At 59.1% G+C, this 26,316-nt stretch carries 25 protein-coding genes; 21 read left to right on the top strand and 4 right to left on the bottom strand.

What is annotated here, in order from left to right; genetic code table 11:
* The first annotated feature begins 494 nt into the window (after positions 1-494).
* Positions 495-2,009 (top strand): SPFH domain-containing protein, encoded by a 1,515-nt coding sequence (locus tag ROSERS_RS02000; protein WP_011955173.1) that lies wholly within the window; start codon positions 495-497, stop codon positions 2,007-2,009.
* The gene (locus tag ROSERS_RS01995) at positions 2,006-3,241 is read left to right on the top strand and encodes an SPFH domain-containing protein (RefSeq protein ID WP_011955172.1); all 1,236 of its coding nucleotides are present in this window, start codon (positions 2,006-2,008) and stop codon (positions 3,239-3,241) included. The genes ROSERS_RS02000 and ROSERS_RS01995 overlap by 4 nt, the downstream gene beginning before the upstream one ends.
* A gap of 16 nt (positions 3,242-3,257) precedes the next feature.
* On the opposite strand, the gene ROSERS_RS01990 is transcribed toward ROSERS_RS01995, so the two are convergent.
* Together ROSERS_RS01990 and ROSERS_RS01985 are read right to left on the bottom strand one after the other, a co-directional pair.
* Entirely contained in the window at positions 3,258-5,306 is a 2,049-nt protein-coding gene (locus tag ROSERS_RS01990) for a hypothetical protein (protein WP_198136344.1), read from the bottom strand.
* 106 nt (positions 5,307-5,412) lie between these two features.
* A complete protein-coding gene (locus ROSERS_RS01985) occupies positions 5,413-6,483 on the bottom strand; it encodes an inositol-3-phosphate synthase (protein WP_011955170.1) in 1,071 nt (356 codons plus the stop codon).
* 307 nt (positions 6,484-6,790) lie between these two features.
* On the opposite strand from ROSERS_RS01985, the gene ROSERS_RS25710 reads away from it, so the two are divergent.
* The 7 genes from ROSERS_RS25710 (at position 6,791) to ROSERS_RS01950 (ending at position 11,271) form a co-directional block, all read left to right on the top strand.
* Positions 6,791-7,465, top strand: a complete 675-nt coding sequence (locus ROSERS_RS25710; RefSeq protein WP_011955169.1) for a hypothetical protein — start codon at positions 6,791-6,793, stop codon at positions 7,463-7,465.
* 138 nt (positions 7,466-7,603) lie between these two features.
* On the top strand, positions 7,604-7,891 hold the full coding sequence (locus ROSERS_RS01975) for a type II toxin-antitoxin system HigB family toxin (protein ID WP_011955168.1): 288 nt from the start codon (positions 7,604-7,606) through the stop codon (positions 7,889-7,891).
* 3 nt (positions 7,892-7,894) lie between these two features.
* A complete protein-coding gene (locus ROSERS_RS01970; RefSeq protein WP_011955167.1) occupies positions 7,895-8,122 on the top strand; it encodes a hypothetical protein in 228 nt (75 codons plus the stop codon).
* Positions 8,123-8,253: 131 nt separating this feature from the next.
* Complete coding sequence (locus ROSERS_RS01965; RefSeq protein ID WP_011955166.1) at positions 8,254-9,009, top strand: class I SAM-dependent DNA methyltransferase; 756 nt, start codon at positions 8,254-8,256, stop codon at positions 9,007-9,009.
* A 192-nt stretch (positions 9,010-9,201) separates the two neighbouring features.
* On the top strand, positions 9,202-9,531 hold the full coding sequence (locus tag ROSERS_RS01960; RefSeq protein ID WP_011955165.1) for a hypothetical protein: 330 nt from the start codon (positions 9,202-9,204) through the stop codon (positions 9,529-9,531).
* Positions 9,532-9,535: 4 nt separating this feature from the next.
* Entirely contained in the window at positions 9,536-9,901 is a 366-nt protein-coding gene (locus ROSERS_RS01955) for a DUF2283 domain-containing protein (RefSeq protein ID WP_011955164.1), read from the top strand.
* A gap of 248 nt (positions 9,902-10,149) precedes the next feature.
* Complete coding sequence (locus ROSERS_RS01950) at positions 10,150-11,271, top strand: site-specific DNA-methyltransferase (RefSeq protein WP_011955163.1); 1,122 nt, start codon at positions 10,150-10,152, stop codon at positions 11,269-11,271.
* Between the two features lie 39 nt (positions 11,272-11,310).
* Here the strand turns inward: ROSERS_RS01950 and ROSERS_RS01945 are convergent, their stop codons facing one another.
* Positions 11,311-12,426: a thermonuclease family protein gene (locus ROSERS_RS01945; protein WP_041332763.1), complete on the bottom strand. Its 1,116-nt coding sequence runs from the start codon at positions 12,424-12,426 to the stop codon at positions 11,311-11,313.
* A 1,123-nt stretch (positions 12,427-13,549) separates the two neighbouring features.
* Here ROSERS_RS01945 and ROSERS_RS26630 point away from each other — a divergent pair.
* Both ROSERS_RS26630 and ROSERS_RS01930 read left to right on the top strand, forming a co-directional pair.
* Positions 13,550-13,852 carry a helix-turn-helix domain-containing protein gene (locus tag ROSERS_RS26630; protein ID WP_232282745.1) on the top strand — a complete coding sequence of 101 codons (303 nt, stop codon included), beginning with the start codon at positions 13,550-13,552 and terminating at the stop codon, positions 13,850-13,852.
* A 115-nt stretch (positions 13,853-13,967) separates the two neighbouring features.
* Positions 13,968-14,741, top strand: a complete 774-nt coding sequence (locus ROSERS_RS01930; RefSeq protein WP_232282744.1) for a transposase — start codon at positions 13,968-13,970, stop codon at positions 14,739-14,741.
* A 233-nt stretch (positions 14,742-14,974) separates the two neighbouring features.
* Here ROSERS_RS01930 and ROSERS_RS01925 read toward each other — a convergent pair whose 3' ends face one another.
* On the bottom strand, positions 14,975-16,027 hold the full coding sequence (locus ROSERS_RS01925; protein ID WP_011955159.1) for a thermonuclease family protein: 1,053 nt from the start codon (positions 16,025-16,027) through the stop codon (positions 14,975-14,977).
* A 283-nt stretch (positions 16,028-16,310) separates the two neighbouring features.
* Between ROSERS_RS01925 and cas6 the strand changes: the two genes are divergently transcribed.
* The 10 genes from cas6 (at position 16,311) to ROSERS_RS01875 (ending at position 26,198) form a co-directional block, all read left to right on the top strand.
* Positions 16,311-17,363 (top strand): CRISPR system precrRNA processing endoribonuclease RAMP protein Cas6, encoded by a 1,053-nt coding sequence (cas6, locus tag ROSERS_RS01920; RefSeq protein WP_011955158.1) that lies wholly within the window; start codon positions 16,311-16,313, stop codon positions 17,361-17,363.
* Between the two features lie 254 nt (positions 17,364-17,617).
* A complete protein-coding gene (locus ROSERS_RS01915) occupies positions 17,618-19,792 on the top strand; it encodes a Cas10/Cmr2 second palm domain-containing protein (RefSeq protein WP_011955157.1) in 2,175 nt (724 codons plus the stop codon).
* The gene (locus ROSERS_RS01910) at positions 19,789-20,442 is read left to right on the top strand and encodes an RAMP superfamily CRISPR-associated protein (RefSeq protein ID WP_011955156.1); all 654 of its coding nucleotides are present in this window, start codon (positions 19,789-19,791) and stop codon (positions 20,440-20,442) included. The genes ROSERS_RS01915 and ROSERS_RS01910 overlap by 4 nt, the downstream gene beginning before the upstream one ends.
* Complete coding sequence (locus ROSERS_RS01905; RefSeq protein WP_011955155.1) at positions 20,439-21,620, top strand: type III-B CRISPR module-associated Cmr3 family protein; 1,182 nt, start codon at positions 20,439-20,441, stop codon at positions 21,618-21,620. Before ROSERS_RS01910 ends, ROSERS_RS01905 begins: the two co-directional genes overlap by 4 nt.
* On the top strand, positions 21,601-22,071 hold the full coding sequence (locus ROSERS_RS01900; RefSeq protein ID WP_011955154.1) for a hypothetical protein: 471 nt from the start codon (positions 21,601-21,603) through the stop codon (positions 22,069-22,071). Before ROSERS_RS01905 ends, ROSERS_RS01900 begins: the two co-directional genes overlap by 20 nt.
* Entirely contained in the window at positions 22,061-22,930 is an 870-nt protein-coding gene (csx7, locus tag ROSERS_RS01895; RefSeq protein WP_011955153.1) for a type III CRISPR-associated RAMP protein Csx7, read from the top strand. The genes ROSERS_RS01900 and csx7 overlap by 11 nt, the downstream gene beginning before the upstream one ends.
* Positions 22,923-23,987, top strand: a complete 1,065-nt coding sequence (locus ROSERS_RS01890) for an RAMP superfamily CRISPR-associated protein (RefSeq protein ID WP_011955152.1) — start codon at positions 22,923-22,925, stop codon at positions 23,985-23,987. Before csx7 ends, ROSERS_RS01890 begins: the two co-directional genes overlap by 8 nt.
* Positions 23,984-24,463, top strand: coding sequence for a hypothetical protein (locus tag ROSERS_RS01885; RefSeq protein WP_011955151.1), 480 nt, complete (start codon positions 23,984-23,986; stop codon positions 24,461-24,463). Before ROSERS_RS01890 ends, ROSERS_RS01885 begins: the two co-directional genes overlap by 4 nt.
* The gene (locus ROSERS_RS01880; RefSeq protein ID WP_011955150.1) at positions 24,460-25,425 is read left to right on the top strand and encodes an RAMP superfamily CRISPR-associated protein; all 966 of its coding nucleotides are present in this window, start codon (positions 24,460-24,462) and stop codon (positions 25,423-25,425) included. The genes ROSERS_RS01885 and ROSERS_RS01880 overlap by 4 nt, the downstream gene beginning before the upstream one ends.
* A 2-nt stretch (positions 25,426-25,427) precedes the next feature.
* Positions 25,428-26,198 (top strand): S1 RNA-binding domain protein, encoded by a 771-nt coding sequence (locus ROSERS_RS01875; RefSeq protein ID WP_011955149.1) that lies wholly within the window; start codon positions 25,428-25,430, stop codon positions 26,196-26,198.
* The last annotated feature ends 118 nt before the right edge of the window (positions 26,199-26,316 follow it).

The following is a 26,316-nucleotide window of genomic DNA, read 5'->3' as shown; positions in this document are numbered from 1 at the left end:
CCTGCATAGCCGAGGGCTTATGGTCTTTGCATAAATAATCCGGTAGAGCCCGCGCAGGCGGGCTTTGCCTTGCTTAGCCGAGGGCTTATGGTCTTTGAGTAAATAATCCGCTACAGCCCGCGCAGGCGGGCTTCGCCTTGCCTAGCCGAGGGCTTCAGCCCGACGGCTAGCGCGGGAGAGCGGATTTAATTCTCAATCTCCATCAGCCCCACGGCTAGCGCGGGATAGCGGAATAAATTCTCAATCTCCATCAGCCCCACGGCAAGGGCGAATACTGGTTTATATTCATAATTTTCATCATTTCGGTCGCCGCGAGAGGGGCACGATGATGATTGCGGTCATTCGCGGAGTGTTCAATTTCGTCTTTCCCCGCATCATGCGTCAGGGTTGGAACGACGCCTTCTTTGGGCGGCAGAGTCGCCCTCTTTTGCAACGTCTGGTCAGGAGGTCTCGTATATAATACTGCGTGTTAATAGCCAAAAGGGGAGAAAGATATGAGTCTTCTGCAACAAGGTCTTTCTACTGCCAGACAAATCCTGGGGAGCGGCGAACTCGAACAACTGCACATCAAAGCCAGCGACTTCATTTCCCAACGCTCAGGCAACGAGAGTGGGGCAACCAGGATCGAGCAGATGGATGTGCTGCTCGATGAAGCTGCCGAGTTGCTCAACCGAAACCTGCAACTACGCGACAGCCGCGGTCAGGTAGCCAACGTTATTTCACCGGTCGTCATCCCGCGTGATCCGCGTTCTAAACTCTGGATAGTCGTCACGATCATCCTGGTGGTGATCGGCCTGATCGGCTGGCTATTGAGCGTGATTATCGACACCATTTCGTTTGGGCTGACCAACCTGACCTTTGCATTGTTTGGTCCCCATTACTGGCTCATCATCGTCGGGTACGTTGTCTACAGCCTCTGGCGCAACTCCTTTATTATGGTGCCAGATGGTTGTCAGGCGCTGATAACCCGTTTCGGCAAACTTGAAGAGATCGCACCGGCGGGGCGAAAAGTGCTGCTCGACCCCTGGAAACGGGTGAGCTACATTGTCAACGTCACGCGTGAATATCCGTACAATGCTCCGATCCGCGAAGCGCCGACGGCTTCGCGGGTTAACGCCTCGGTAGACCTCTTCCTGCAATTCAAGATTGAAGACCCGGCGGCCTTCATCTTCACATTGGGCGGCGCCAAAGGCTTTCAAGAGAAGTTGCAGAATGCGGTGAGCGAAGTCACCCGCGCCCTCATTTACGAACAACGGGCGGAAGCCATCTACGATCTGGTTGGTGAGAGCACTCAAAACTTGCTCAACACGCTGAATCAGCAATTTCTCCCTGCAGTACGCTTCGTTAATGCCAACATCACCCATGCCGAGCCATCAAGCCAGGAGTACCGGATCGATCTCGCCAAGCCAGAGATGATCCGGGTCGCGAAAGAGGCATACACCTATGAATACCAGCTGGCTCTGCGCAAAGAACAGGACGAGGGCGATCTCAATCGTGAATTGACCAGCCTGCGTGAGCAGTTGTCGGCCATTCAGGCTGAAATTGCAACCTATCAGGCCCAGATCGACACGGCTCGCGAAAAGGAGGTCTATCGCGCGAACGCTTACGCCAGCCAGTTGCTCAGCGAAGCCGAAAGCGCAGCACGGGCCAATGCCGCGTTGCTTGAAGCTCAGGCGCTCGATATTCGTGCGGTAGGTGCAGCGCGATACCCTGAAATTTTGCAGTACCGCTATCAACAAGATATTCTTGACCGACTTGAGGCAGTGGCCGACCATCTGCCGCAGATTGTACAGGTGAGCGGCAGTGATGAGGCGGTCATCGACTATCTGGCATTGGCGCAGCGTATGCTGGGCATCACCGACACGCAACTCTATTCACCCGAAGATGTCGCTGCGATCCGCCGTCGCACGCAAGAGATTCGCCAGCGTATTCTGGAACGGGACGAACAGATCAGGTTGGTGGTTGCAGGCGAGACTGATCGGGCCGAGACGAAAGGAGACAACCGGTGAGCGATACGCGACGTGAATTTTCCCGTATTCGTGAGGCAGTAGCAACCTGGAGCCTCATCCGGCAACTCCTCCGTTCCGGCGAAGAGGGTCAACTGGTACCGGTGGTGATCCCCAAAGACCGGCGGCGGGCACGCTGGCTTTTCCCACTGGCAATCAGTTTCTATCTGCTTGGAGTTGCCGTCTTCAGCGGAGGCATTTTTGGCGGCCTGGCTCTGTTCCTGTCACTGTTGATGCTCATCATAGCAGGTATTTCGTTCTTTCTTGGGGCGATCGTTGAGATCGAACAGGGAACGACCGGCATTCTCTCGCGCTGGGGGCAGATCGTTGGCGTCATGCCGCCGGGTCGTCACTATCTGTGGTGGCCATGGGAAAAGGTCGAAGCGGTGGTTGACACCAGTACCGAGATTCCCTACACTGCACCGGTGATGGCAGCGCCAACCCGCGAAAATGTGCCACTGAAATCAATTGAGTTTTTCTTGAAATTCCGGATTGAAGACCCGATAGCCTTCGTCCGTCGCCTGGGGGCAAGCAACTTCGACCTGGTTCTGAGCAGCGCCGTCCAGGATGCCATTCGCCAGCGGGCGCGACGGGTCGAAACCGAACGTGCTTACGACCTGCGCGGAAGTGACGTCGGCGATATGCAAGAACTGCTCAATCGGCAGTTGGCCCGTTATGGCGTTCGCATTACCGGCGCCAACATTCCCGACGTCCAGTTGCCCGATCAATACCAGCAGCATCTGGCCACTCGTGAGCGGGTTGCGAAAGAATTGCAGGCATACGAACGCGAGTGGGAGCTGATCAAAAAGCAGCGGATCGATACGTTGCTGCTGGAGATCGAACGCGCCAAAAAGGTACGCGATGCCAAACTGGTTGAGGTGCGGGAAGCGATTAACAAGGCTCGCCAGGATGTTGCCCGCATGCTGCAAGAGAAAGAGACTGAAGCGCAGCGAGTACGCTGGGAGATCGAGGCGCGCGGTCGGGCGACTCTGCGTCAGGCTGAGAACGAGGCGCGCAGTCTGGAATATCTGGGACAGGCCTATCAGGATAACCGGGCAGTCTTGCAGTACGAACTGGCCCGACGCCGCTTACAGGTCGCCGAGACGCTGATGAAACGCGCACCGCGTCCAATTGTGATCCAGGGCGATGGTGGCGATACTTCAGCACTGACGACGTTGATCGCGGCGCAGTTGCTGCCCAAATTGACCGGAAACGCTGATGGTACAGCAGAGTAAAGGGTGATGGTGCACATTACGGCGCTCCGGTGAAGGTAAAGTAGATATCGGCGCGCACACCGCTGCTCGTGCCGCGATAGTGGTACCCGTACACCCCCGTTGGATTCCGGGCGCCGAGTTGCACCCCCAGCGCAGGTGATACCCCGATGCGCCCGCGATTGTCCGCCTGTACGGGGGTGTTGAGCACATACAACCCGTCAGGTGACGTCACCCAGAACTCCAGCGTTTCGTTGGCGCGAAAACCGCTCGCCGTCAGGCGGAACGTGGTGCGCTGACCGCCTTCGGCAGGCGAAACCGATGCGTTGCGGCTCGTGGCAGGACGCGGCGTTCCGAGCGGTGCGACATAATCACGGGTCAGTTTGAACGGCGCCGTCACGGCGCGACCGGTGCTTGCGCCCTGCGCCGTGACCGTCCAGATCCCCTGCTGATCGCGATCCACGCGAAATGCGACGCGCACGCTGCTACCCTCGCGCTGCACCAGACGCTCATCGATTGGCTCAACGCCAGCGCCAGCCGGTCGCGTCAACCAGACGCCAACTTTCTCGTTCGGGTCGAATCCGCTGGCGTTGAACACAAAGCCAGCGCCGGGAGGCGCCGCGAGGGGCGTGATTGAACCGGTGCCGCTCACACGCAGTTCGTTGTGGATGAGGATGCCCAGGCGCGCAGGATCGCCCGGTTGCTGGGCTGGCAGCGGCGGTGCTCCTGACTCGACGCGAAATGTGCCGATCGCCTGGCGACCGCTGTTGCGTCCCTGCGCAGTAATAAACCACGTGCCGACACGGAAAGTCGCATCGATGGCGATCCGAATGTTCGCACCGCTGATCGAACCGCTGCCATCGGCAGTCGGAGATTCGGGGATGCCGCGAACCGACTGGTCCGGTGCAGTCAACCAGAGACTGACCGGTTCATTCGGCTGGAATCCGCTTCCCTGGACGATGACCGCCTGCCCGAACCCTGCCGTCTGCGGCGTGGTACCGACGAAGACCCCGCCCGGTTGACCAACCGGCGGAGCGACGCCAACGAAAAATTGCGCGATGCCAGCGCGGTTGCTCGTTTGTCCCTGCGCAGTCAGATACCAGCGTCCCCGCGCATAGTCGCGCGCATTGAAGCGCACCTGCGCATACGAGATCGAACCATTGACATCGGCGAGCGGTTGTGGTTCGAGCGTTGTCGGGCGACATTCGCACTCCGGCGACGAGATCAGGAAGCGAACCCGTTCGCCGGGGCGAAACCCTTCGCCCTCGATCCGGAAGGTCTGATCAGCCTCGGCGATGACCCGCGCATTCGCGTACAGGCCCGGACGGAAGGGTGGCGGCAATGGGGTGCCGTCCTCATTCAACGGCTGGTCAGGCGCGATATTGGGGGGCCAGGGGGCGCGCAGTTGCGCTGGCGCCAGCGCCTCGCCGAGCAAGCCAAATTCGACACGACTCGGAAAGAGACGCAGTTCGAAGCGGTGCCGTTCAAAGTACTGCACCAGCGTCCACTGGCCATTGATATTTTCGGAGATCTCTTCGCTGATCGGGTAGCCAAAGATCGCAAGACCGCCGCGCCGTTCCCAGGTTTCCTTGAAAAGACCGCGCAGCGTATGGTTGGTTTCGGGGAAGTAGCGGATGCGCGCTGTGCTGGGTTGGGGCGGCGCCTGCGGAAAGATGCGATCACCGGTAAACTCGCGCCCCAGATGACCGAGTTGCACCACCGGCGGATTGGCCTGCGCCAGTTCGAAGCGCGCGCGCTGGAACCACTGCACGATCCGTCCGTCGGAGCGGCGGTACTCTTCAGTGATCGGGAAGCCGAAAATTGCGACGCCGCCGTTGCGCTCCCAGTAGGCGCGGAATGCGCCGCGCAGATAATGTCCTGTTTCCGCAAAGTAGCGAAGATCACTCTGCGCTGCAACCGACGGCGCCGGTGTAATGATCCCCGGCGACGCCGTGATGAGCAGTATCACGACCAGGCATAGCCATCGCCATCTCGTCCAGCGTGCAAACACGGCGCCTCCTTCCGGGATCGTGTTGATGCAATGCGATCCGGCTGGCGCCTTCTTTTCAGACGCCAACCGAATCACCATATCCCTGCATGACATATCCATTGACAGGTCATGCAGACTATCCGGCACTCTGTTGCGATCCTATCTTACGCTTTCGCATGACCATTGTCAAGCGTACATGTGCAGATCACCCCGCAATGAACTCCTCCGTCAACCGTCGTGCTTCGTTATCGGTCATCTGTTGCGGCGGCGTCTTCATAAAATAGGCGCTCGGACCGATCAGCGCGCCGGCGATCTTGCGCTCCAGCGCCAGTTTGACGCAACGAACCGCGTCGATCACCACCCCTGCGGAATTGGGCGAGTCCCAGACTTCGAGTTTCAGTTCCAGGTTGATCGGCACATTGCCGAACGTCGTACCCTCCATGCGAATGTAGCACCATTTGCGGTCTTCCAGCCAGGGCACATAGTCGCTGGGACCGACATGCACCGCATCGTCGGGAAGGTCGTAATCGAGTTGACTGGTGACCGCGTTGGTTTTGCTGATCTTCTTGCTCTCCAGGCGTTCACGTTCCAGCATGTTGTAGAAATCGGTGTTGCCGCCAAAATTCAACTGATAGGTGCGATCAAGGCGCACGCCACGTTCGCGGAACAGCGCCGTCAGCACGCGATGCGTGATCGTCGCGCCGACCTGACTCTTGATGTCGTCGCCGATGATCGGCAACCCGCGTTCCTCGAAACGTTTGCGCCAGTACGCCTGACTGGCAATGAACACCGGGACACAGTTCACAAACCCGCATCCGGCGTCCAGCACCTGCTCGACGTACCATTTTGTCGCCATTTCGCTGCCGACCGGCAGATACGAGACGACGACATCGGTGCGCGTGGCGCGCAGAATGCCGACAATATCATCGGTCGAACCCGGCGCCTTGCGCACCTTCTGGCTCAAAAATTTCCCCAGACCGTCGTGGGTCATGCCGCGATGCACCGGCACACCGAGGTGTGGCACATGCGCGAAGCGATAGGTATTGTTCGGCGGCGCGAAGATAGCCTCCGACAGGTCTTTGCCGACCTTTGTATCGGCAATGTCGAAGGCTGCGGAAAACTCGATGTCGCCGATATGGTAGCCGCCCAGGTTGACGTGCATCAACCCTGGAACGAATTCGTCGGGTCGAGCGTTGCGATAGTACTCAACACCCTGCACCAGCGACGAGGCGCAGTTGCCGACGCCAATGATTGCCACACGAACTTTTTTCGACATGGAATGCGCGATCCTTTCCGTGGTTTAAGAGTTGACCGTAAAGGCTGTCAGACGCGCCATGATACCACTGTTCGTGCAGGGTCCGTTCTCCAAATGCCACTGACCGGCGCGCGATAGCGTCAAACCACCTGCGCGCATAGCAGGAAGGTCGCCACCTGCGGTCATCCCTGCCTGAGACAGAGGAGAAGATGTCGTAGTTCAGCCCGTGGGATAGGAGCAACCCTATCATTCGAGCAATCGACTATAATACTGGGGAAGTCAACCGTGCGACTTCCGAGACGCTGCAATCTTAGACGGAGACAGGGCTATGAACGTTCGCAGACTTATCGTTACGCCTGGAATAGTTGCTGTTGCGGCTGTGCTATTGGCAGTCTCAGCCATCGTGTATGCAGCCGGTGGGCAGCATGGTCAGGCCGTCGCACCAGCGCCTCAGATAGTGGGGTCCGACATACCAGCGCCTCCGCAGCCGTATGTGTCCACCGCTCAATCTGCCGCCAGCCCGGTAGCCCTGTCCTCCACGCTGAGTTACTATTTCATCAGCGGGAACACGTTTACGCCTGGCGGACTGGTTTCTTACTCGCGCCAGGCGACCGGGTGCGTGAACCAGATGCCCCTGGGCATTCCGTTCTCCGCACCGGTGCACTTGCCGCAAGGATCACAGGTGGTGTCGATCACACTCTATACGTATGATTCGGTAATCACGACGACCACCAGCACAGCCTATTTCATTTTGAACGATGGAAAGGGAAACGGCGGATTTTCGGTGTCAGCCACAAGCCCGCCCAATACGAGCGGCTACCGGCAAACCAACAGCGTAGAAAACAACCCGGTGACGATTGACAACCAGAACTACAACTACCTGGTCGAATGGCGCAAGAATTTGGGCACGCCTGATTCGGCTACATTGAGTTTGTGCGGAGTGCGGGTGGCTTACTACGCTCCACTCTCTGCAGCGTTGCACTTGCCGATCATCTTGAAGTAGTCGATTACCAGGCGCCTTTACCTGGAACACTCGATTCGCTTCGCAGCGGCTGAAACGTGATCCGTTGGGGGCAGTGCGCAGCACGATGACATAGTAAGCAATGCGTACATTCTCGAACACGCGACGTAGGGACAGCCAGTGCACATCATTACACGGAAACGGCTGAATGAGTTTGCAGAGAAGCATCCCGATGCCAGGTCTGCGCTCCAGCATTGGTATAGATTGATGAAAGAGAATCAATTTGGTTCTTTTGTTGAGTTGCGCGCGATCTTTCCCAGTGCCGACCAGGTCGGAAAATTGACCGTTTTCAATATTGGTGGTGGTAAAGCGCGTCTGATTGCAGCTATTCATTACAATCGGCGGAAGATCTACATTCGTGCGGTGCTAACGCACGATGAGTATGATAAAGGCAAATGGAAGGAGTAGACTATGGCAACAGAATTACAGACCGCTGAACGTGTCTGGCCAGCGTTAGCCTCAATAGTGTTTGTGCCTCACAGCGAGAGCGAATATCAACGGTTGGTGGGATTACTCGACGCTTTGATTGATGTGGTAGGCGAGGACGAGAATCATTCCTTAGCGTCGTTGATGGAAGTAATTGGTGTATTGATTGAGAAATACGAAGGCGAACATGTTCCGGAACTAACGACGATATGATGTAATAGAAGAGAGAAACCGCGCCCGACCCGCGCTTCCAGCCGACAGCGTCTCCGCTCGCTTCGCTCGCTCCGGCGCTATGGCTTAGCCGCAAACCGTTGGGCGATCTCATGTTCGCAGGAGTGAATCAGATGCAGTCGTACAGTCAGGGCTTCGCCAGAGCCTACAATCTGCGATGGTCTGGTTTTGCCAGGCAGGTTGCTCCGCTTATCCTCGATTTTTATGCCGCCACGCCGATTGGACACAAGGACAAGACCGTCCTCGATCTCTGTTGTGGCACCGGACATCTTGCGGTCTATTTTCTCGAGAAGGGGTATCGCGTCGTTGGACTTGATCTCTCGGAACCCATGCTTGAATATGCTCGTGAACATGCGCGCCCATACATCGATTCGGGGCAGGCCGCTTTTGTCCAGGGCGATGCAAGTAACTTCACGTTCGATGAGCGCTTTGGTCTGGTCGTTTCGACCTATGACGCGCTCAATCATCTCGAAGACGAACAGGCATTGTACCGATGTTTTCAATGCGTCTCCGCCGTCAGTGATGGGTACTTTATCTTTGACCTCAACACACGTAGCGGGTTGAGACGTTGGAACAACGTTTATGTCGACGAAAGCGACGAAGATGCGGTGATCATCACTCACGGCATATATGATGGGACGAGCGATAAGGCGTGGACAAGAATAAGCGGATTTTTTCGCCTGCCCAACGGATTATATGAGCGCTTTGAAGAGATCGTCTTCAACACCGTCTTTGAAATGAAAAAGGTGAGCGATCTCTTACATGATGCTGGCTGGAAGAACGCTTACTTTGCCAGGATTCAAGACTTGAAGACAGCCCTCGATGAGCCTGAAAAGGAAGGGCGTGTCTTTGTCGTTGCGAGCAAGTAGGGTTGCTGCAAGCCAAGCATGGACACTCAACACATGCTCGCAACTGACACTGCTCTGTGTGCGGCTGAAGCGCAGGCCGTTGGGTAGCATATTCACGCAGGCTGCACAATGAGACCATCCTGGTAGACAATAAGCCACTATGCTATACTGTCGGTATCACGCAGGCGCGGATGTTCGGTCAGCGAGGCCGGTATGGAGCGTGGACGACGTTGGACGATCCAGGATCGTATTGGCAATCGCATATACCTGACGGATGAGCGTTGGAGTCACATTATTGATCCGACGAATCACCCTGAACTTGCGGGACTGGAAGCAGAAGTACAAGAGACGATCCGCACGGGACAGCGCAAGCAAGACGCCTTGAATCCGCAAAAATACCGTTATAGTAAAGCATTCGGCCATCTCCCCGAAGACAATACGCATGTGGTCGTAATCGTTCTGTTTCGGTATGCTGAAGGTCCGGATGGAAAGCCCATCGCCAACAACTACATCGTCACCGCGTACTTGAAAGAAGTTGGGTGATCGTATGCAGAGCACAACCTATACCTATGATGAAACCAGTGACACATTGTCGATCTCATTTGCTCCAGGTGAACGCGCCACCGGTGTTGAGTTAACCGATCATATTATTCTCCGGATCAATAAGGCGGAACGGCGCGCTATCGGCATGACGGTGCTCGATTATTCATTAGTGGCCCAGGCGACAGAAATTGGGCCGCGGAGTTTTCCGCTAATTGGTCTCATGGAACTCTCCGCAGAGATGCGTGAATTGGTCATCGATATTCTGCGTCGTGAACCAGTCAATGAGATTGTGGCATTGTCGGCATATACACCGTCAATGTCCGAACAAATACCGATCATCTGGTTGCATCCGCTCACGATCAGTGCGTAGCGGTCCGTCAAAGCTGATGTGGATAAGAGCCGGTATGCCGGTATCCTGGCTCTGAGATCAGATCACCCCTCACGACCACGAGACTGGTGACGCCGCTGTCCGGTTATTCGGACAGGCTCTCAATCTTTCCACCATGTTCCTGTCGCCTCGACCATTGACGAATAGCACAAAAGAGCGTATAATTGCGCAACAGTGCGGGGCAGGCTCGGACGCCGGGTCCTGGATTCGTAGCAGAGGAAAGCGCTCTGATGCAGCCACAGGCATGGGTGGACGAACGAAACACCTCGCAGCTTCCCGTGAACGAGATTATTCAGGGCGACTGTGTTGAGGTCTTGAAGACGTTTCCAGCGAAGTCGGTCGATCTCATTTTCGCCGATCCGCCGTACAATCTCCAGCTTCGCAACCAGCTGCTCCGTCCGAATCAAACCGTTGTGGACGGTGTAGATGACGAATGGGATCAGTTTGCCAATGTTGCCGAATACGACGCATTCACCCGCAACTGGCTCAGCGCATGCCGCAGAGTTCTCAAGGACGACGGGACGATCTGGGTGATCGGTTCCTATCACAATATCTTCCGCATTGGAACCATTATGATGGATTTAGGGTATTGGATTCTGAACGATGTCATCTGGTATAAAACAAATCCAATGCCCAATTTTCGCGGAACTCGCTTTCAAAATGCCACTGAGACGCTCATATGGGCAAAGAAGTCCGTTGAACAGAAGAAATACACGTTCAACTACCATGCAATGAAGCACCTCAACGACGAGAAACAGATGCAGAATGTCTGGCATATCCCCCTGTGCACCGGTCCAGAACGCATCAAGCTCAACGGAAAGAAAGTTCACTCAACCCAAAAGCCAGAAGCATTATTGTACCGTGTTATCCTGGCTTCCAGCAATCCCGGAGATGTTGTACTCGATCCATTCTTTGGCTCCGGTACGACGGGGGCTGTTGCGAAGAAACTCAAGCGCAACTATATTGGGATTGAACTCGAACCTGCCTACATCGACATTGCCCGGAAGAGAATTGATACGCTCCCCATGTCGCTCCTTGATGAGACTGAGCTGGTCACGCCATCCAAACGCACGGTTCCGCGTGTCAGTTTTGGTCAACTGATCGAGTCGCACTACATCACGGTTGGTCAAAAGGTCTTCTCGAAGGATCGAAAGGTCGTCGCAACCGTCAAGGCGGATTCACACCTTCTCTGGGGGAATGTCACTGGCTCTATTCACAGAATTGCCGCTCTTGCCCAGAACAAGCCCGCCTTTAACGGCTGGGAGTACTGGTATTGTGAAGACCAGGAGGGAAATGTTATCAGTATTGATGCGCTTCGTGAGCGGTATCGGATTGAGCATAACCTGGAGTAGGATAGGGACGATGCTCTGCCCGGCGATTCGTCCGCAATCTCAATCGGGCCAGTAGGCGATGAGACGCCCTTCGGCGTCGTAGAGCGCGCCGGGATCGGAAGTGCTGTCGGTCCAGATATTTCCACCGCCGGTGCGTGGAAAGTCGCGGGTTTCGCCCGGCGCCAGCGTTCCCCCGATGCCGGGATGGATCTGCGCGCCCCGCATGCTGCACATCGTCCAACCGTCGAGGTTGACCGTCGCCGCGCTGACGTTGCGCAGCGTCACCACCTCGGCGCGTTTGTCGATCGCCACAATAGCGACCGGGAGATTCGGAGCAAGCGCCGCATTCGGTTCGGTGCGGCACCCGTCGAAGGATGGCGGCAATGGCGTGACTTCCAGCGCCGCTGTCGGCGTCGTGCGGACGACGGGGGTGACTGCATCTGCCGCGATCCGCTCACCGTTGCAGGTTTCCGGCGCCCACAGACCGATCTGCGCCTGGCGCGCGGCGCGTTCTGCTGCTTTGAACTGCGCCTGGTAGCGGTGAGGCGTCCTGAAGGTATACTCAAAACCATATCCCTGTGCGATGATCTCGTAGTTGACCAACCGTCCGTCAGGAAGCCAGACGAAGCGCAACAGACGGTTGAAGCGGTCGCGATTATCCTGTGTCGGGTCATCCTCAAGCAGAACCGTCTGCCCACGCAGCAACTCGCGGGTGAAAGCCGACGCCTCACGCCCGAAACATTCGACCGGGCGTGAGGGGTGCGAGGTTTCTGGCGTATCGACGCCGATCAGACGCACCCGCTCCGTTTGCCCGTTCAACGACACCTCGATGGTGTCGCCATCGGCGACGTTGATGACCGTTGCGCGCTCCAACCCTTGCGGAAGGGTGAGCGATACCGGCGAGGGCGGCAGGGCAACCGACGCCGAAGTGGTTGCGCCCTGTGGCGGGGGTGATGGCGTCGCCCCCGGCGAAACGAACAGATCGCTGCGTGCCGTGACGAAACCAATGATCAGCAGCACAACGGCGGCGATCAGAAGAACGCCGACCGTGATCGACAATACCCGCCCCAGGAATGATCGGCGGGAACGGATGTCGTTCATCCAGACATTCCAGGCGCGCTGCACCAACCCGTGCTCGCGCCGGCGCTGACGACGTTTTGCTGGCGGTCGGCTCACATTGATACCAAAGACGCTCTTCCGGCAGGGGGAACACACGCGCCTGAGAGCGAAGGCGTCCTGCCCTCGTCGTGTCTATGAGGGCAAGAAGCCCTCGCTCCCAGGAGACATGTTACCACGTATGCTCGTCCGCAACAGGCGCCCCGCAGCAATGGGATGCCTGCGAATAGATCAACGAACAGAGAAATAATACCAGATATGCGATGGTGCGCTGCAACCTGATGGTTATGATGAAGATTGAGAACGTATGGCGGTTCTCACAAAGGTTGAACCTGATGGATAAGATTGAACACTCCTGGGAATGGCGCGCCCCACACGATGACCGAAATAGAGCAGTTCTCACAAAGGTCGAACCTGGTGGACAAGGTTGAACACTCCTGGGAATGGCGCTCCCGACGCGATGACCGAAATACATTTCGGTCTCCATTCCGCTGGAAGCGGACGCCTCGCGCGACACGGCAGACCCAGACAGGGGTCAACGTATCTGAGAACTGCTATACATCCGGTGTAGCCCGCGCAGGCGGGCTTTGCCCCGTCTAGCCGAGGGCTTCAGCCCCACGGCAAGGGCGAATACCGGTTTATATTCTTAATGTTCATGATGCCCGCGCTCCCAGGCAGTGCGAGGACGCGCCTTGTTCCGCCACCCCAGGAGATGCCCGCGCTCCCGTGCTGGATTGCATCGCTGTATGCGGGCATGATGCCCGCGTACCCAGGCAGTGCGAGGACGCGCTTTGTTCCGCCACCCCAGGAGATGCTCGCGCTCCCGTGCTGGATCGCATCGCTATATGCGGGCATGATGCCCGCGCTCCCAGGCAGTGCGAGGACGCGCCTTGTTCCGCCACCCCAGGAGACGCCCGCGCTCCCGTGCTGGATTGCATCACTGTATGCGGGCACGATGCCCGCGCTCCCAGGCGGTGCGAGGACACGCCTTGTTCCAGCGCGCCAGGAGATGCCCGCGCTCCCATGGAAGCGGACGCCTCGCGCGACACGGCAGATCCAGACAGGGGTCAACGTATCTGAGAACTGCTATACATCCGGTGTAGCCCGCGCAGGCGGGCTTTGCCCTGGATAGCCGAGGGCTGATGGACTTTGAAAAAATATTCCGTTATACTGATATCCATCCGTGTCAAGCCTTTCTCAGGAGGTTGCGATGCCGGCACGCCGGACCCTTCACGTGTCCGTCGAGGAGCGGGAGGCCCTCGAAGACCTGCGCGATCACGCCCCCAAGCCCTATGTGCGCGAACGGGCGGCGGCATTACTGCTCATCGCGTCTGGCGTACCGCCTGCCGTCGTGGCCCGCGAACGCTTGCTGCGTCCGCGCCATCCGGAAACCGTCTCTCGCTGGCTGAAGCGCTGGGACGCCGAGGGCATCGATAGCCTCCCCATCCGGGACGGACGCGGGCGCACGCCCGCTTTTTCCCCCTGACCGCCATGACCCTGAGACGGCGGCTACTGAGGTGGAGCATCTGGTCCGCCGTGACCCGCGGCAGTGCGGGCTGACCCAGACGCGCTGGACCCTGGACGCCATCCGCAGCCCGTTGGTGTGGGGACGCGACGCCTCGCTGAGCGGGATCGCCCGCATCCTGGATCGGTTGGGCATCACCTGGCAGCGCGCCCGCAGTCATGGGCCTCGCCCTGATCCTCACGATCAGGCCAAACTGCAGGAGAGTGCGGACGTGGTGGAGGATGCCCGCGCGCACCCCAACCAGGTGGTGACCGTGGATCTGGATGAAGTCACGGTCACCCGGCGCCCGACCCTGGCCAACGGGTATGGGCGGGCGGGCGCCGATCAGGTGCGGGCGGAACGGAGTCTGGCGACCGATGGTGACCTGCGCATCGTGGGCAGGTTGGACGTCGTGACGGGCCAGGTGGTCACCCGGCGGGCGAAGACGATGGGCCTGGCGACGCTGGCGCCGTGCTTCCCGGACCGGCGCGCTGCCTATCCTGAGGCTGAGCGCATCGATGTCATTCTGGATAATTGGCCGGTCCATGGTCATCCGGATGTCCTGGTGGCGCTTGAGCCGCAAACGACCCGCTGGGCGTTTTCCCGTCCTGGCAATGGGCCGGCCACCCCCAGTGGACGGGCCGTGCGCCGGGCTGGAGATGTCCGCCGGCCCATCCAACGGATGCCGGCGCCGACGGATGCGTCGTGGTGCAACCCGATCGAGACGCTGTGGCGGTGGATGCGTCAGGAGGTCACCCGCGTGCATCGCTGGGCGACGGATCTCGATCAGTTGCGCAGCCATCTGGATGCCTTCTTCGCGTCATTTGCAACCGGCTCGCCAAAGCTTTTACAGTATGTCGGTCTCGGATAGCGGATTATTTATTCAAAGACCATCAGCCCCACGGCAAGGGCGAATACCGGTTTATATTCTTAATTTTCATGATGCCTGCGCTCCCAGGCAGTGCGAGGACGCGCTTTGTTCCGCCACCCCAGGAGATGCTCGCGCTCCCGTGCTGGATCACATCACTATATGCGGGCATGATGCCCGCGCTCCCAGGCGGTGCGAGGACGCGCCTTGTTCCGGTGCGCCAGGAGACACGGCGATCACCTGTCCGCCCAGTACGACACCAGGCGTCCCTGCGGATCGTACAGTGCGCCCGGATCGGTTTCACGGTCGTTCCAGATGTTCCCGCCGGTATGCTTGAAGGTGCGCGTCTTGCCTGGTTCCAGCGCCCCGCCGATCCCCTGGTGAATCTGACTCCCTTTGATGCTGCACATGATCCATCCGTCCAGGTTGACCGTTGTAGCGCTCACATTCTTGAGCGTGACCGTTTCTGCGCGCTTGTTGACTTCGACGATGGCAACCGGCGCATTTGGTGCACGCGCGGCGTTCGGATCGGGTTTGCAGTTGTTGAACGACCGCGGGAGCGGGTTGCTCGCTGCCGCAGTGGGGGCGGCAGTGGGGGCAGCGGTGGGCGCTGGCGTTGCACCTGCACCCGCGGGGGTTCGTTCGCCATTGCAGGCGTTCGGCGACCAGAGACCGACCTGCGCTTCGCGTGCGGCGCGCTGCGCCGCTTTGAACTGATCCTGGTACCTGTACGGCAGATTGAACGTATACTCAAAACCGTATCCCTGCGCGATGATCTCATAGTTGATCAACCGCCCATCGGGCAGCCAGACAAAACGCAGCAACCGGTTGTAGCGATCGCGATCCCCCTGACTCGCGTCAGATTCGAGCAGCACCGTCTGCCCATCCAGGAGTTCTTTGAGGAACCGCGATGCTTCACGCCCGAAACATTCGACCGGACGTGAGGGATGCACCGACTCCGGTGTATCGACGCCGAGCAATCGGATACGCACCGTGCGCCCGTTGAGGGTCGCATCAATCGTGTCGCCGTCCACAATGTTGGTCACCGTTGCGCGTTCGAGTCCGCTCCCCGGCAGCGATGGCGCCTGCACGCCGGTTGGCGTCGGGGAAGGTCGGGCGGCAGTTGGGCGCGCGGTTGGCGTGGTCGTTTTCGCTCCTGCGTCCGGTGCTGTCGCTAGCATCAACGCAAGGAAGCAGCACACGGCGACCAACCCGGCGATAGTCCGCCAGGCGCGCCGCAGATGAGGGATTGGAGCGTCAATCGGTCGTCGTTGGTTGAACGTTGCCATGGTGGAAACTCCTTCGGCATAGTGGCATTGCTGCAATACAGATAAGATGAGACGCCCGCAGGATTTTACAACGGAAAGAAGCGCGACCAGACACGCTGTGAGTTGCCATTCCGCCACAGCAACACGCGAAGACGCAACCGTGCGCACATGTTGACAAACGAGGATCGTTTCAACAATAATGCAAACAGTTCGTCGTCCTGCCGCCATCCCCGCCCGAAACTGCGCCAGAACAGGAAGGAAGCGTGTGTCTTCCAGGTAGAACACCAGTCAAAAGGAAGGTGCCATGTCTGCTCTTGTTGATACGCTTGTCCTGCCCGATCTGCCGGTTTTGCGCCTGCGTCTCACGCTCCGCCTCCTCACCGACGCCCGCCTGCCCGCGTATAAGGGCGCAATGCTGCGTGGCGGTTTTGGCTACGCATTCCAGCGCGCCTCCTGTCTCCAGGAGTGCTGGGGACGATCGCACGAATGCGAAGTCACGCTGATATGCCCGTACCGATGGGTGTTCGAGACGCCGCATCCCGCCGATATAGCGCACCTGCACGACCTCCGCGATGTGCCGCGTCCCTTCGTCATCGAGCCGCCGGACGACGGTCGAACGCAGTATGCGGCTGGTGAGGCGCTGGAGTTTGGGTTGACGCTGATTGGACGGGGGATGGAGCACCTTCCCTATTTTCTGTTCAGTTTCGAGCAACTCGGCAGAATGGGGTTAGGACGCGATCACGCGCCCTTCCGGCTGGAGCGGGTCGAAGCGCTGCGCCCCTGGCAACCGACGGGAGTGGTCGTGTATCAGGACGGGCAGGTGCTCAAGAGTTCAGAGCCGCTGCCGTCTATCGATGCAGCAGCAATCGCCGCCTGCGCGCAGGCGCTGCCCGACAGGGTGCACCTGCGATTGCAGACGCCGCTGCGCATTCGTGAGCGTGGCGACATCCTGCGAACTTTTGATCTGCCAGCGCTGATCCGCGCGGCATCGTGGCGCATCGATGCCCTGTCAACATTTCACGGCAGTGGCAGGTGGCAGGTCGATCACCTGCGCCTGATCGATGCGGCACAGGCAGTCACCGTTGAACAGGCGCAGATCCGCTGGCTCGATCTCCAGCGCACATCAACGCGTCAGCGCCAGACGATGCCCCAGGGAGGCATTGTTGGCATGGTGACACTGCGCGGCGTCGGCGCCGAACTGCGCGCGCTGCTGACGCTCGGCAGTCTGGTGCATGTCGGCAAAGCGAGCACGTTTGGGCACGGCGGACTGAAGGTTGAAGGCGCGCCCCGCCTGGAGCGTAGAGAGACACAGACGCACCTCGAGCGCCGCGTGAGGGATGAAAAAGGGAACCTGTGAACCACGGCGATCACAGGCGCAACCCTGGCGAGCGTGGCAAGAGTGTGACAATATACCCCATCGATTGTCGTTTTGTCGTTTTTAGATTTTTGAGACAAATGCTCATTTTGAAGCGTTTTGATCTGCGACAGGCAATCGTCATATTTGTGACGGGTTGAGGGTTTATTCTGATCGCGTAAGTCTCTACCCCAACCAATATTCTACGGACGTTTCCGGTTCCGGGATGTGAGTCAACGAGGGACAATCAGCGCACTATGACCGATCCAGATCGTTTCACCCACACCGTGGCACGATGTCTGACCCATGGCACGGATGCCCGCGTCGATCCGGTGACAGACATTGTGCGTCGTGTACTCGAGGAAGCGCCGAAGGCGCCAGGGCGCGCGGCGCTGGAGGAACTCAACCGCACTGTAACGCAAGGTCTGCATGCGAACAACCTGCAGGACGCGAAGGTTGCGCTGGTGTACGGCGGCGCAACAAAAATCAAGGGGTATGTCTTCGAAGCGCCAGCACTGCCGGAGATTCGTGGCGCGAGCGCGCTGCTCGAATGGGTGAACGATCAGCGCATCGCCGCCATCTGGCGCGACCACCTGGGTGACGATCTCGGTTCATCTTCGATCATCTATGCTGGCGGCGGCAGTTTTCTCGCCTTTGCGCCAGCCGCGAAAGGAGCGGAACTCGCCAGCCTGATTGAGCAAGAATTCACCCGCCAGACCCTTACTGCCAACAGTGTTGCGGTCGCCGAAACCTTCACGCTGCTCGAACTGCGCTATGGATGCCGACCGCTCGATTTTTGGGTGGACGATTTTCTGCGTGAATGGCGCGATCCGCAGATGCGTGCCGAACTTGAGGCGTACTACCATGCGCCGGTACCGGGCAGTATGGCTGCGCAACTCGATGCCGACGATATTCGTGCTGCGTTGCCTGGGCGAACGCTCAACGACGCGGACATCGAGGCAGCGCGCCGATTCTTCAACCGTAAGCAGTTCGGCGAACTGGTGACGCTCCTGGCGACAATGTTCAACCGTCGCCGCGACGAACGCGCCTATGCTGGCGGACTGCGTTTCATTCCACTCTATCCAATGCTGCCGTGGGCGGAACGATGTGACAGCAGCGATGTGCGTCCTGCAGAGTGGGGTGGAACAATTGCTGGCGAAACGCGCGCCTATAGCGAACCATCGGCGCGCAAGCGGTATGTCGGTCAACTGATCAAGCGTGATGATGAGCGCCAGACGGGATGGTTTCGATCAACCTTTGCCTGGCGCGCACCTGATGACCTGCGGAGTCGCTCCTGGGAAACGCAATGGGAAGACTTTCTCGGCGCAAAGGGCAGCAATACGCCGTATGGTCGCGCACTGAAGCAGCACCGCGAGATTGTTCCATCGGGCGACCTGAGCGAGATTGGCGCGGCTTCTCGACCGGATCGCTACATCGGCATGATCTACGCCGATGGGAATAATGTCGGGCGGTTGATCGCCACGCTTTCGACCCCTGATGACCTCCGTCGAACGTCTGAGCATCTCTCGGATGCCGCTACAGATGCCGTGTTCTTCGCATTGGCGCACTGCCTTCAACCGGTAGAGGTACGCCGCAAACGGGACAGAGTGGTTGTGCATCCCTTCGAGATCCTGACCATCGGCGGCGACGATCTGCTGCTCATCGTCCCCGGTGATCGCGCGTTTGATGTTGCGCAACGGATTGCGCACACGTTCGAGCAATCGCTGGCGCAGCGCATCCCGGCGCCGCCTGGCGCATGCGCGTCCAACGCGATCCATACCCGGTATGCTGGCGAGACCCTGTTCACAATCGAGCCGTATACCCCTTCGATTGGATTATCGGCTGGCATCGTTATTGCGCAAGAGTCGGCACCGATCTTCTTCCTGCGCGATCTGGTGGAAGAGTTGCTCAAGCGAGCCAAGAAACTGGCGCGACGCTATGCCGGACAGCACTACTACGGCGGCGCTATTGATTTCATGGTGCTGAAGTCAATCACGATGGTCACCGACTCTATCGAAGCGTTCCGCGCAGCGGCATTCAATGACGACTTTCCGGCTCTGAGAGGTCCGCGCCGTCTCACCGCACGTCCGTACACCTGGCACGAGTTTGCCGGTTTGCTGGAAACGACACGGGCGCTCAAACGCGGCAACTTCCCGCGATCCCAACTCTACCGCCTGAGCCGTATGATGGAGACAACCCCCGGCGTGATCGCCAGCACGATGGAATATCTGTATACCCGTGTGCGTCAGAACGAACAGGTGCACACGATGCTGATGAAGCACATTGAGAATGCATGGCGATCAACAGATCCGTTGCAACGTTCGACAGCGCCGCCGTGGTTGCCGACAAGCAAAAATGCTTATGAAACGATCTGGTCTGATCTCGCCGAAATGTACGATATGGTCCCCGCGACGCTGGAGGAATGCTCATGATCGATGTCGAGGTGTCTCTCGAAGTTCTCAGCGAAACACCGGTAAGCGTTGGCGCCGGCGGGAGCGCCGGCACGCTCGCCGATAAAGTCATCGCGCGCGATAGCCGCAATCTTCCGATCATTCCGGGTTCGCAGGTTAAGGGTCGCACCCGCCACGCAGCAGAGGCAATCGCTCGATCGCTCGGTCTTCCTGTGCCGCGTGGCTTTGACGACAATGCCGACACCGCCATCCGACGCATTTTTGGTTCACCGCAGTATCGCGCACCACTCCATTTCGCCAGTCTGGTCAGTGTCCTCGGTGAACCGTCGCAGATCGGACCGGAGCAACGCCTGAGCCATATCCGTCCCAGCGTGGCGATCAATCGGCGACGCGGCACGGCGGATGATGAGCGGTTGTTGTTCCAGGAAACGGCGCTGGAGGGGATGATCTTCGCCGCCCGACCGGCAATTGTCGGCGCCCTGCCCGACATTGAGCATCTGGCGTTGCTCTGGGCTGCGCTACGCGCCGTTGATCGCTGGGGGGGCGCAAAGTCGCGCGGACTCGGTTGGGCGACAACCCGTATGCAGGTGATCGTGAACGGTCAGCCGCAGCGCGACGATGACCTGGAAGCAGCGCTGCGCAGCCTGGTGAAGAGGGGAGAAGGGCAATGAGCGAAACGATGCTGATCATCGAGGCGCGCGAACCTCTCGCTTTCCCCGAAAGCAAACCGGGAACCCAGTTTCGTAAAAGCCTGCCGTTCGTGCCGGGCGCCGTGCTCTTTGGCGCTATCGGGCAGACACTGGCGCATACCGGTCAGTTCGATCCAGACCTTCTGCGTCGGTTGCGGTGTCGCAACGCCTACCCGATGCGTGAGGGGGATGCCTGGGTGCGCCCCTTGCCCGCAACTGCCATCCATCCCAAAGGCGACGATCAGCATATGCGCGACTCGCTGGTACAGCGGGTTTGCTGGGAACGGCAACGTCCGCCAGCATTGCTGTACGCCCCTGTTGATGCCGATGGACGACCGTGGGAACCGGCTGGTCAGCAGTTCTATACGATCAGGGACGGCAAACTGGAGAAACGCACCGTCACGCAGCGCATCCATACCCGTGTAGCCATCAACCGACGACGTGGCACGGCGGAGGATAGCCTGTTGTACTCCTTCTTTGCCATCAATGAGACCATCCCCAATACGACGACGCCGACCCGTTTCATCGGGAGTCTGGCGCTGGTTGACTCCGGCGATCCCGAAACATGGGAGAGGGTCAAGGCGCTGCTCAGGGAGCGGGTTCGTCGTCTCGGCGCGCGCCAGACCACGGGTATTGGCGGCGTCACACTTGACCTTGCGCCGTCTGTTCAAGACCGGAAGGTGCGCGAACGGGTGGAGGCGCTGACCGAACAGTTCAAACGACAGATTGCGCGCTACCGGCAACTCGGCGGCTCATTCTGGGAACCCGGCGACCGTCAGGTGTTGACCGTCAACCTGATCTCCGACGCCATCCTGCTGCGCGATGGGTGGCTCCCGACCCACGAACTGAGCGCAGATATGCTCCGCGATCTGACCGGTATCGAGGCAACGCTCCTGCGTTCCTTCACGACGACGCGGATTGTCGGGGGATGGCAGGCGCTCTGGCAGCGCCCAAAGACAACCCATGTCGCGGTGCGGTACGGCAGTCTCTACGTCTTTGAAACGGCGCATGCGCTGACCGACGAGCACTATGCTGCGCTGGAACGTCTGGAGCGTGATGGCATTGGCGAACGGCGCGCAGAAGGATTTGGGCAGATCCGCATCTGTGATGATTTTCATCTGATCGATTGGGAGGGGAAGCATGGATCAACAGAGCAGTGAAGAATTGCGCCGTGAACTGGCGCTTGAGCAGGCAATCGGCGCGCAACTCGACCATCTGGTGCGTCGCGCAAACAGGGCTGTAATGAAGTTGCGCGAGAAGCGTGACAAAATGGAGGAAAGTCAGTTGCGCAACCTGCTCGACGCTGCCATGGAGTCTGGCTCGGTCGAGGTGACTGCCGGGTTTATCCGCTACCAGATCGGGCGCGATGATAATATCTGGAAGGACTTCGGCCATCACGTGATCCGCGATCTGGGAGAACTGGGAAAACAGGAGACTGAGACGGTCGTCGCCCATCTGAAGCAGATCGGGATCACCGATGCCGATGCGCTCAAGCCGCGCATTCAGGTGCGCCTGATGCAACTCTACCTGGGGTATATCAATCGCGCCTTCGTGTACGCCAAAAAGGCGAACGGCTTCGATCATCTCAAGGAGGTCGTCAGTGTCGCGTGAACCGATCTATTCATTTGCGGCGGTGCACAACCGTCTGACGGTGCGCGGCGACCTGCTGGCGCTGACGGCGCTGCGGATCGGCGCGGGACGCGCGACGGAGATTATCGCTGCCGACCTGCCGGTGCTGCGCGATGCGCTCGGCGCTCCCTTTATTCCCGGCGCTTCGCTCAAGGGCGCGTTACGCGCCCAGGTTGAAGCCGTGGTACGCGCCATTCATCCTGATCAGGCGTCCGATCTCGATCAACTCGAAACGCGCATGCGCCGACAGATCAGTCAACTGAAAGAGCAGCAGTCTTCAGACGACATGACGCTCAGCAAAGCGATCTGGCGCGTGTCCACGCTGATCGACCTGACCTTCGGCGCGCCCTGGACCGCCGGACGGGTCTTTTTCAAGGATGCCCGCGTTGATCGCACGCTCTGGTTCGGGCAGTTCGAGATGCGCAACGGTGTCGGCATCAACCGCGATACCGAAACGGTTGAACAGGGATTGCTGTACGACTACGAAGTCGTTCCGGCTGGCGTTCGATTCCATTTCGACCTGGTTGTGGAAAATGCGGCAGCCTGGCAACTGGGCATGCTGCTGGCGGCACTCAAACCCTGGCTGCGCGGCGACGCGCAGATCGGCGGATTCCGCTCGCGTGGACTGGGGTATGTGCAACTTGTCGGGCGCGGCGGCCGGGAGCAGCCGGAGATTCGCTTCATCACCGTGCGTGAGGGCGTTGCAGGCGTCGATGATGTGCTGGCGTGGCTCAACGGCGGCGGCGAACCGGTCAGCGCACAACAGGAACAGGAGTGGATCGCAGCATTCCGTACTGTGCTGGAGCGACCCGAAACGGCAAAGGAGATGATCGATGCATAAAGCGACGTTTCTTCAGGGGACGCTGCGCCTGACGATCCGTCCTGATGGTCCGATTCTAATCAAGGCGGGCGAGACCGGCAGCGGCGATCCAACCCTGCCCGATATGCAGTTCGTGCGCACAAAGTATGCGGTGTCTGACGGCAGCGGATCACAGCGCGCGGCTGGCGCCATCTATCTGCCGGGACCGTCGCTGAAAGGCGTGATTCGCGCCCATTGCGAGCGCATCTGCCGCACGCTTGACGGAGAAGCGTTGCAACAGCAGCGCCAGGAACGCCGCCGTCAGCTCGATGAGGCGGAGGGCATACGGATGGAGTACCGGCGCATTCCGCTTGCCGACAATCCACTCGGTGATGGCGCTCAATACGGAGGACTCAATGACACGCGCTACAACTCCGGGCGGGCGATTGAGAAACTGCGCGACAAAATCAGCACTGCCGCAGTCTACCGGCTTTCGTCGTTCGTGTCGCAACTCTTCGGCAACACAGCCCTGGCAGGGCGGGTGCGTTTCGCCGATGCCTATGGCAACAATGTGGTCGTCGAAGAGCGCAACGGTGTGGCAATCGATCGGGTGTACGGTTCGGTCATGGTCGGTCCGTTCAACTACGAGACAGTTGTCGGAGGCGAGTTTCCGACACGGATCGACTTCAAGAATGTGACGCTGGCACAGTTCGGATTGCTGGGGCTGGCGCTGCGCGATCTGGCGGAAGGACGCATTGCGCTGGGGTTCGGCAAATCGCGCGGTCTGGGACGGGTCACGGCTTCCTTTGACTCGCTGGAAATCCATTATCCGACGTGTATCCTGGAAGATGGGGCCCTGCGTCTCGTCGGCAGAGACATCCGCCTGCCCGCCGGTCACTTCGGCGGCGTGGGCGCATTTGGCGGCGATGCCTGGCGCGCCTACGATTTCCCTTCCGACGATGTTGCACCGTTGCCGGAAGGCTGGCGTTTCCAGGCAGATGAGGTCATGGGAGTACAATTGCGCGCCGAGGGCGCCGATCAGGTGAAGGCATTCTGGCGGGCATGCATGCCCGCCTGGAAACGGGAGATTGGATTATGAGCACAATCGGCTATATCTACCGCCTGCTCGACGCGACCAGCGATCGGGTACGGGATGCGGTGCGTGCATACGTGAACATTCCCTGCTGGACATTTGGCGGTGCATCGCTGTGGGACGTTCAACCGGACGCAGGACGCGCGAATCTGCGTCCGATAACGAGGCTGGAAGATATTGCTCTGCTCGATGTGAGCGGCGACTTCGGGCACGCATTCTCTGCCAATGCCGAGGTGCGCTGGAAACGATTGGATGCCGACTCCTACGACGTGCTCATCCTGAGCGAACAGCCCCTGAACATTGAAGATGCGCGACCGCTGACGTGCGAAGACGCGCCGTGGGAAATCAGTCGCCCGCAAAAGGCGATGATTCTGCAAAGCGGTGATCGTCCGGCTCTCAAATACGTGCTGTACTGTGCGCCTTTGGGCGCGTTGCAACTGATGCGACTGACCGGGGTGGCGACAGAGGAGGAGCAAGAATGAGCCAGGGCCAGCGCAACAGGGGAAGCGGCGGTGCGCAACCGCTCCCCAAACCGTATGATTTCGTTCCGTTTGCGCCGCAGGTCGAGCGCAAGGTGCCTGTCGGACATCATCGCTACCTGCACCTGAGCGGCACGTTGCGGGCGCGTCTGATCGCCCGGTCGCCCGTGCACGTCGCTTCCGGTCTGCTTACCCAGAGTCGCGATCCGCGTTATCCGTTGATCAAGGCGCATTTCCGTGCCAACGGGACGCCGGTCATTCCGGGAACGTCGCTCAAAGGGTGCATGCGCAGCATCGTCGAAGCGATTTCTCCTTCTTCAGTCAGCATCACGCGCGCGCCTCAACTCCCACGCGATCTCAAAGCATCGGATAAAACTAAACATCTGGATGTCGCACAACGCATCTTTGGCGCGCTTGGGTACCAGGGGCAGATACGCATCAGCGACGCTGCACTCGACAGAGGTCAGACCACGATCCAGGGCACGCCGCAATTGTTCGCTCCTCGACCCAAAGCACCGGTCTATCTGGACGCAAGAGGGCAGTTAAGAGGGCGCAAATTCTACATGCACGGCAGACCGGCGTCCGGCGACCTGCCGCTGGAAGTATGTCCGGTCGAGAGCACGTTTACCTTCCGTCTGGATTTCGAGAACCTGACGCCAGGCGAACTGGGGTTGATCCTGATCGCGTTGGGTCTTGGCGAGCCTCGATGGTATCCCAAACTGGGGGGTGGAAAACCCGCGTGTCTGGGAACGATTGAGGTGATCGAGCCACAGGTTGAGATGACAGACGCCGTGACGCAATGGTATGCCGATGTTGATCCACCGGCAGCGCAGGCGGGAGACATTCAGACATTGATTCAGGCAGCGCGCAACGAAGGTCTCGTGTTGGAGGATCAGGTGCATCGCCTGGCAGACATTCTGCGCTGGCCCCGCGACGACCGCCGCTGCCCGGACAGGAGTTATTGACCATGATGACCTTGATCGAGCGCGCATCGGCGCTGGCGCGTGATCTGCGCGATGCGCAGGTTGATCACAACGAAGCGCAGAAAGCGCTGGCATATCTGCGCATCAACAGGGACGGACAGGCTTATTTTGCCTATCTCCAGGCGATAGTGCAGAATGGGCGGGTGGTCATTCGTTCGAATCAGACGATAGGGTACTACCGCGACCTGCTGGAATTGAGCCGGCGCCATTTGCGCAATCTGCCGCCAGAGGATATGACAGCGACGCTGGCATGGGCGATCCGTTTGCTGCGTTACTACGAGAAGGTTCCTGAAGCCGAACGTCAGGGTCTCGACATTCCGCTGGCGGTTGCGCCATCCGCCCCCCAGGGCGATGCCGCTCGCACATCAGCCGGTTCCGTCCGGTCGCCAGAGCAATCCGCAGCATCCGGGGAGTCATCAGAAGCCCGGCACGATCCTGCGCGTGCACCGACCGACTCCACCGCTTCGCCAGGGCAACCCGCAACATCGAGGGCGTCATCGATTCACCAGAAGATTCCCCAAAAGGGAGATGTGTTTCGCGGCAAAGTGCTGGAGGTTGGCGAAAAGGCCGTGGTGATTCAGGTAGAAGATTTCGATGCGGAGCAGGTGGTCGGTGTTATGCGCGCCGAAACAATCGCCGGGAACGATACGTCACGCTACCAGGAAGGCAACGATGCCCGCGTCGAAGTGATCGACGTGAGAAAGAAAGGCGCTCGAACGATACTGGAGTTGAAACCCGCACCAAGGAAGAAGTGACTCCACTGCAAAATCTCACTGCCGAGCACGCGGAGAGATGCCATACGAAACGTCTGCTTTCGATGGCGTGTGCAATCCTGTCCAACCAGAGCAATCTTTGAGAGAACTGCTATAATTC

Source organism: Roseiflexus sp. RS-1, from assembly GCF_000016665.1.
GTDB lineage: Bacteria > Chloroflexota > Chloroflexia > Chloroflexales > Roseiflexaceae > Roseiflexus.
Note: the sequence above shows the minus strand (reverse complement) of the source record. Positions and strands in the feature narration are given on the sequence as shown.